5 protein-coding genes and 1 pseudogene are annotated in these 6,336 nt (G+C 43.3%); all 6 read right to left on the bottom strand.

The window, feature by feature from the left end; genetic code table 11:
• Positions 1–7: 7 nt before the first annotated feature.
• On the bottom strand, positions 8–421 hold the full coding sequence (locus tag DXA15_RS18165) for a PaaI family thioesterase (RefSeq protein ID WP_128134958.1): 414 nt from the start codon (positions 419–421) through the stop codon (positions 8–10).
• A 28-nt stretch (positions 422–449) separates the two neighbouring features.
• Complete coding sequence (gene xpt, locus DXA15_RS18170; protein ID WP_007657631.1) at positions 450–1,016, bottom strand: xanthine phosphoribosyltransferase; 567 nt, start codon at positions 1,014–1,016, stop codon at positions 450–452.
• 6 nt (positions 1,017–1,022) lie between these two features.
• Positions 1,023–2,402, bottom strand: coding sequence for a nucleobase:cation symporter-2 family protein (locus DXA15_RS18175; protein ID WP_128134959.1), 1,380 nt, complete (start codon positions 2,400–2,402; stop codon positions 1,023–1,025).
• Between the two features lie 27 nt (positions 2,403–2,429).
• A pseudogene (locus DXA15_RS18180) lies at positions 2,430–4,254 on the bottom strand (endonuclease/exonuclease/phosphatase family protein).
• Between the two features lie 226 nt (positions 4,255–4,480).
• Entirely contained in the window at positions 4,481–5,506 is a 1,026-nt protein-coding gene (locus DXA15_RS18185; RefSeq protein WP_128134960.1) for a low specificity L-threonine aldolase, read from the bottom strand.
• A 137-nt stretch (positions 5,507–5,643) separates the two neighbouring features.
• Positions 5,644–6,153 carry an RNA polymerase sigma factor gene (locus tag DXA15_RS18190; RefSeq protein WP_128134961.1) on the bottom strand — a complete coding sequence of 170 codons (510 nt, stop codon included), beginning with the start codon at positions 6,151–6,153 and terminating at the stop codon, positions 5,644–5,646.
• Positions 6,154–6,336: the final 183 nt, after the last annotated feature.

Genomic DNA, 6,336 nt, shown 5'->3' on the forward strand with positions numbered 1-6,336 from the left:
ATTCACTTTACACCTGGGGCTGCACGACACTGAATGTACCGGATGCTTTGCTGACCAGTTTATCGTCGCAATAAATCTCACATTCACTGAAATGAACGTGCCGTCCCGGTTTGATAACTGTTCCTCTCGCGATCAGTTCCTTTCCCCAGACAGCCCTTAAAAAGGAAACTTTCAATTCAGCTGTCAATACGTCTTTATCGAGCGGCGTCATCGTATAAGCAGCAAAACCGGCTATCGTATCTGCCAAAGCCGCTAACACACCTCCACGAATAACGCCGCTATATTGGCGTTGTTCATCATGCAAAGGCATACGCGCCTCAACGATCCCATCTTCAACAGTAGTGAACTGTACCCCCAAATGATTTACATAAGGGTTTGTCTTCACCCTGTCGAGTAATCTTTCTTTTACTTCTGCATTCATTATTTTTACTCAATTAGTTGGTTTCTTTCTAGCGGATAGTAATCTTACAATCATCCAGATTGTCGATAATGGCCAGGCTTTCCACATGGATACCCGACTCACGCAAGGCTTTTCCTCCATCCTGGAAGGCTTTTTCTATAATAAAGCCCATACCGGAAATGGTTGCACCGGCCTGCTCTGCCAGATCGATCATTCCCAAGGCGGCATTACCGAAAGCCAGGAAATCGTCTATAAAAAGAATATGATCGTCTGCCGTCAGGAAGTTATTACTGATACAAACCGTATAATCACGGTCTTTCGTAAAAGAATGGACTACCGTACTCAGCATGTTCTCCATCGTCTTCGGTTGCTTCTTCTTTACAAATACGACCGGTAACTGCAAAATATATCCCACCATAATAGCCGGAGCAATACCGCTGGCTTCGATCGTTACAATCTTATTAATATGTTCGCCTTTAAAACGATTGATAAATTCTTCGGCAACCTTATACAGAAGCATCGGGTCCATCTGATGGTTAATAAAACTATCGACTTTCAGGATACCTCCCGGATAACATCTGCCATCTTGCAGAATACGCTGTTTAAGTAATTCCATGTGTTTTTATTCTGTTTTATCTACTTGATCTTCCTTTACTCTTATCAAAACATTTGCTATGATAGCCGTCAATCCGCCGGTTGTTATACCTGAGGAAAAGATACCTTTAATCGCTTCGGGAGCCGTTTTCAGAATATCGGGCATCAACTCGACACCGAGCCCCAACGACAAACTGACTGCCAGCACCAGTGTAGCCTTCCGATTGATTTCCTGTGCGGCAATAATACGGATACCGGCCGCAGCCACCGTACCGAACATCAATAAAGTCGCTCCCCCAAGGACCGGATCGGGCATCAAAGAAAAAATAACCCCGACAACCGGAAATAACCCCAACAGGATCAACATTCCGGCAATATAATAGCCTACATACCGGCTGGCAACACCTGTCAACTGGATAATCCCGTTATTTTGTGCAAAGATAGAGTTTGGAAACGAATTAAAGACACCTGCGACGAAAGAATTCACGCCGTCAGCCAACACACCGCCGGATACACGCTTCAGATACCCCTCTCCTTCAATCGATTTACCGGAAATCAGGGAATTGGCAGTGACATCGCCGGTCGCCTCGATCGCAGTAATCAGGTAGACCAGCCCAATGGCAATAAAGGAAGATATATTAAAATCCAACCCATACTTAAAAGGCACCGGAATATTGAATCCGCTCAGATTTTGTGAAGCGGCAGCGCTCATGTCCACCATTCCCAAAGCAAAAGAAAGTCCGTAACCGATACACAGCCCAAGAACAATCGAACTCATCCGCAAGTATTTATTCTTACAACGGTTGAAGAACAGGACGCTCAACAACACCGTCGCCGCCACTCCCAGATTCTCCAAACTACCGAACGTTCCGTTATCCATCGCTGCAAAGCCACCTCCGCAGGAGACAACCCCCACTTTAATCAAGCTCAAACCAATCAACAAGACAACGATACCGGAAACCAACGGTGTAATGATGGAACGCATATACTTAAATGTACGGCTGATAATCATCTCGACCGGAGCGGCAGCCATACAAACACCAAAGATAAGCGGCAATCCGCCAGCCAGGCCGGCAGAGATGATCGGTCCGATAAAAGAAAAACTCGTCCCCTGTATACAGAGCAACCCTGCCCCTACCGGACCGATCCGCTTACATTGTATGAAGGTCGACACACCGGAAGCAAAAAGAGCCATCGACACCAAAAAACCGGTTGTTTCGAGATCCAGTTTCAATGCCCCCGCAATAATCAAAGGCGGAGTAATGATTGCGACAAAAATGGCTAATAAATGCTGCAAAGCGGCAAATAACGTTTCCTTTAAAGGTGGACGGTCATCGATGCCATAAATCAAATCTGTTTCTTTTACCGGGATAATAGTCTCTTCTAACTCCTCTGTGTTAATCTTCATCTTTACTTTATATATTGATATATTCTATTACAGTTTCAAATCCTGCAAGGTTTCGCCTTTGGCATTCAATACACGCAATGTCATTTCCTTTCTTCTGAAGGACCATCACTGTGGCACCGTCCATCCGGTATCCTCCTCCCACCATAACGGGGAAGTTATTGCCGTTGGCAGTACCTTTCGGATAATAGGCATGGCGATGGGTATGTGCATTGATACAAATATTAAACGGTGCTTTTGCCAGCAGACCTCCCCATAACTCCAAACACGGATTATAACGATCCACATCTTTACCATAAATAGGTACATGATGAATCAAGACACGTTTTGCCGCCTGTTTGAAAGGTTTCGAGGCCAGTTCTTCTTTCAGGAAACCGACCTGTGCTTCGCGCAAAGCCGAAAAATCATTCAAGCCATAATATACCCAGTGGTCATCCGGTTTGTCTTCGCCACAGTCGAGCATAACGATACGGGTATCACCCCAGTTGAATGCTCCATATGTTTTATCACCTACATAATCGAACAAGCTGCGCAGCCCGATTGAATAAGCATTTCTAATCTCGTGGTTACCACGCAGATAAAAAACAGGAACATCAGCAGCACCGACAGTCTCGTTCAGCTCCGAAAGGAAATGAGTCGCTTCGTCATGATCTTTCGGATCATCGATGCAGTCACCATTAAAGATCACGAAATCATAATCTACATCCTTCACTTGTTTATATAGGGCTTGTAATGTCTCAGAATGTTTGTGCAGGTCGTTGAAGATAATAGTTGTAAAATCAGCATCGGAAGAAGCCGGTAAGGTGAATGAATGGAAATCGGAAACAGCCGTTTCACCGAATACTTTCTTATAGGCCTGATAAAGCATGATTTCCTGTGAGCAAACACGATAATAATATGTCTTGCCTGGTTCCAGATCGTTCAGTCTTACTTTATTTTGCAAGCCATTGCAAATAACTTGTCCGTCCACGATCGTACGTGCTTTTTTCAACTGGTTCTTATCGGTTCCGTATTCTACCCAACTATAAGCAGGCACTGTTGTCTGCCACATAACCGTGATACCGTTTCCTATCGGGTTCTGCAAATAAGGTTCCGTACGGAATATCTGCGCGGCAGGCTGCATAAAAGCAATCTCCGCTACAATCGGACGATGATCGGAGGCAACCGGCTCATTCACAACATAAGTAGAAAGGCGGGTAAATGCCGTTGTGTCCTTGGCATAAGCAGCGATATAATCGATTGTTTCCGTAGGTTCGTCGGCCGGGAAAGTCGGTTGCTTGGTGTTTGTCAGGATAACGAAATCCTTTTGAACCTCCTGTATGACTTCCGAATCAGGATGAGCATTGAAATCGCCGGCAATGAATAAAGGCTTATTGGCTTTTGCCGCTTCCTTACGGATGATATCCAAGGAGGCCAGACGATCTTCCCCTGTCAGCGACAGGTGGGTACAGCAATAAATATATTTCTCAAATTCAACAATCAGCAAAGCACGTTCTTCCTCTCTTCCCGGAAGAGCCAAATAACGGTAACTAAGCGGTTTCTCTTTACTCAGCATCCCAATGCCGTATTTACCGCCGTCATAATTTATTGCGGGAGCATAAACGGGAAACATAAGCGTCTTATCAGCCAATACACGCAAGATGTCGGTCTGGCCGCTTCTCCCCGTTACACTGTCCACTTCCTGAACAGCGACAACATTCGGACGCACCTTATTGATTACATCAGCCGTACGTTGAATATTGGAGACATTATCCAATCCTCTACCGTTACGGATATTATAACTCATGATACGCAAGGTGTTATCCTCCCTTGTCCCTTTCTCCTGTGAATAAAGATTACATAATGGCAGTAACATAAAAAGTATCGCCATGAACCTACTCCCGTGTCTCATCTGTTTATTATTTAGTGATTAACAGAGGACAAAAGTAAGAAAAAGGAATGATTTTCCCTTTAGAGGTAGGTCTAATTTCATTTAGAGGTAGGTGTAAATCGATTTAGACGTACCTCTAAATTCATTTACACCTACCTCTTTTCTCTAAAGGGATGGTAGAAAAAACGAAAATGTTCTAAATATCCCGAAATTATTCTCCCATTATTTCTTTCAAGTCCTGTTCGAACTGTGCAATATCTTCACCGGTCGTATCCCACGAAGTAACCAGGCGGGCCTCGTTATTATCTTCGTTCCACATATAGAAAAAATAACGGTCCTGCAATTTCTTCAGCGGTTCTGCCGGGATGGTGAAAAATATCTGATTGGTTTCAACCTTTTGCGTAAACTGTATCTGCGGATATTGTTTGAGTGCTTCAGCCAGTTTAGCTGCACTGATATTGGCTTTCATCGCATTTTCAAGCCAGAGGTTGTTTTCAAGATAAGGAATAAACTGTGCAGACAGATAACGCAACTTGGAGGCCAACTGAGCCGATTGCTTCCGGTAATACTGCAAATTCTCCGTGATCTCAGGACGGAAGGAAACGACAGCCTCCCCCATCATCATTCCGTTTTTGGTCCCCCCAAAACTTAGGATATCCACACCGGCATCTACCGTCACCTGTTTCATGGAACAATTCAGATATGCACAGGCATTTGCCAGACGGGCACCGTCCATGTGCAGATACATATTGTGAGCATGCAACAAATCGGCAATGGCTTTCACTTCTTCTACCGTATAGACCGTTCCCAGTTCAGATACCTGGGAGATATAAACAGCTTTCGGTTGGGAATGATGGCAAACGCCGAAGTTATGCAAACGCGGTTTTATCAATTCGGGAGTAAGTTTGCCGTCGGTTGTCGGAATAGTAACAACCGCACAGCCGGTCATCCGGGCCGGAGCTCCGCATTCGTCTACATTAATATGTGCCGTTTCAGCACACAAAATACTGTTGAAAGGACGCGTCACAGCCTGTAAAGCCACCGAATTTGCACCGGTACCGTTAAAAACAAAGAACGGAGAGGCCTCTTCACCAAATATACTTTTAATCTTTGCCACTGCGGCACTTGTCCAGGGGTCGTCGCCATATCCGATTGCGTGATCCTCATTTGCTTTTATCACAGCCTCCATTACTAATGGATGGACGCCCGAATTGTTATCGCTTGCAAAACTTCTCATTGTGTTTTAGTATTTTGCGGCAAAAGTACGGATTTATTCATTAATATGTCATTTTTATCATCTATATATTAAAAAAGAAGAGGCCTTCAACCGAAAGCCTCTTCTTTTTATTAACTTGTTTATTAGAATATTAACCACTAACTCAGGCGAAAATCCTTCAAAACTTTCTGCAACTCCTGGCGGGCAAAGAAGATACGGCTCTTTACCGTTCCCAGTGGTACATTCAATTTTTCAGCAATCTCATTATATTTATAGCCACTTAAAAACATGGAAAAAGGAACTTTCAATTCATCATTCAATCCATTAATGGCTTTTGTGATTTCCTGAATCTGATAAGCTCCGTCCGGAGAATCAAATCCCGAATCATTCACGACGTCCAAATTATACAAATCAACACCCTGATCAACAACGGTTTGCGTACGAACAATTTTATGATAATTGTTTATAAAGATATTACGCATTACGGTCAAGACCCAGCCTTTAAAATTAATATTGTCAACAAACTTTTCCTGATTGTCTAAAACCTTCAGCGTTGTGTCTTGCATCAAATCCTGGGCGTCATCCCGATTTGCGGTGAGCATCAGTGCAAAATTCATCATGTTTTCTTGCATGCTCAATAATTTTTTCTGAAATTGCAACGCATTCATATTACTTACTATTTATAAAAGGTTAATACCGGTTAAGTATAGCCCCTCACTATTGAGAGACAATACAAATATAGGAAATATTATTGATACTGGATGGCGCTTTGAGAAATATTAATATTAAAATCGTAACTTAATATATTTTATAACAAATTCAGCTGAAAATGAACAGCTTTTACAAGTTTA

The sequence above is a fragment of the Parabacteroides sp. AM58-2XD genome (genome assembly GCF_003463685.1).
Classification (GTDB): Bacteria; Bacteroidota; Bacteroidia; order Bacteroidales; family Tannerellaceae; genus Parabacteroides; species Parabacteroides segnis.

What these genes read in the sequence shown, in the direction of transcription:
- DXA15_RS18165 (WP_128134958.1), bottom strand. Translation starts at nt 421, where the DNA reads ATGAATGCAGAAGTAAAAGAAAGATTACTCGACAGGGTGAAGACAAAC.
- xpt (WP_007657631.1), bottom strand. Translation starts at nt 1,016, where the DNA reads ATGGAATTACTTAAACAGCGTATTCTGCAAGATGGCAGATGTTATCCG.
- DXA15_RS18175 (WP_128134959.1), bottom strand. Translation starts at nt 2,402, where the DNA reads ATGAAGATTAACACAGAGGAGTTAGAAGAGACTATTATCCCGGTAAAA.
- DXA15_RS18185 (WP_128134960.1), bottom strand. Translation starts at nt 5,506, where the DNA reads ATGAGAAGTTTTGCAAGCGATAACAATTCGGGCGTCCATCCATTAGTA.
- DXA15_RS18190 (WP_128134961.1), bottom strand. Translation starts at nt 6,153, where the DNA reads ATGAATGCGTTGCAATTTCAGAAAAAATTATTGAGCATGCAAGAAAAC.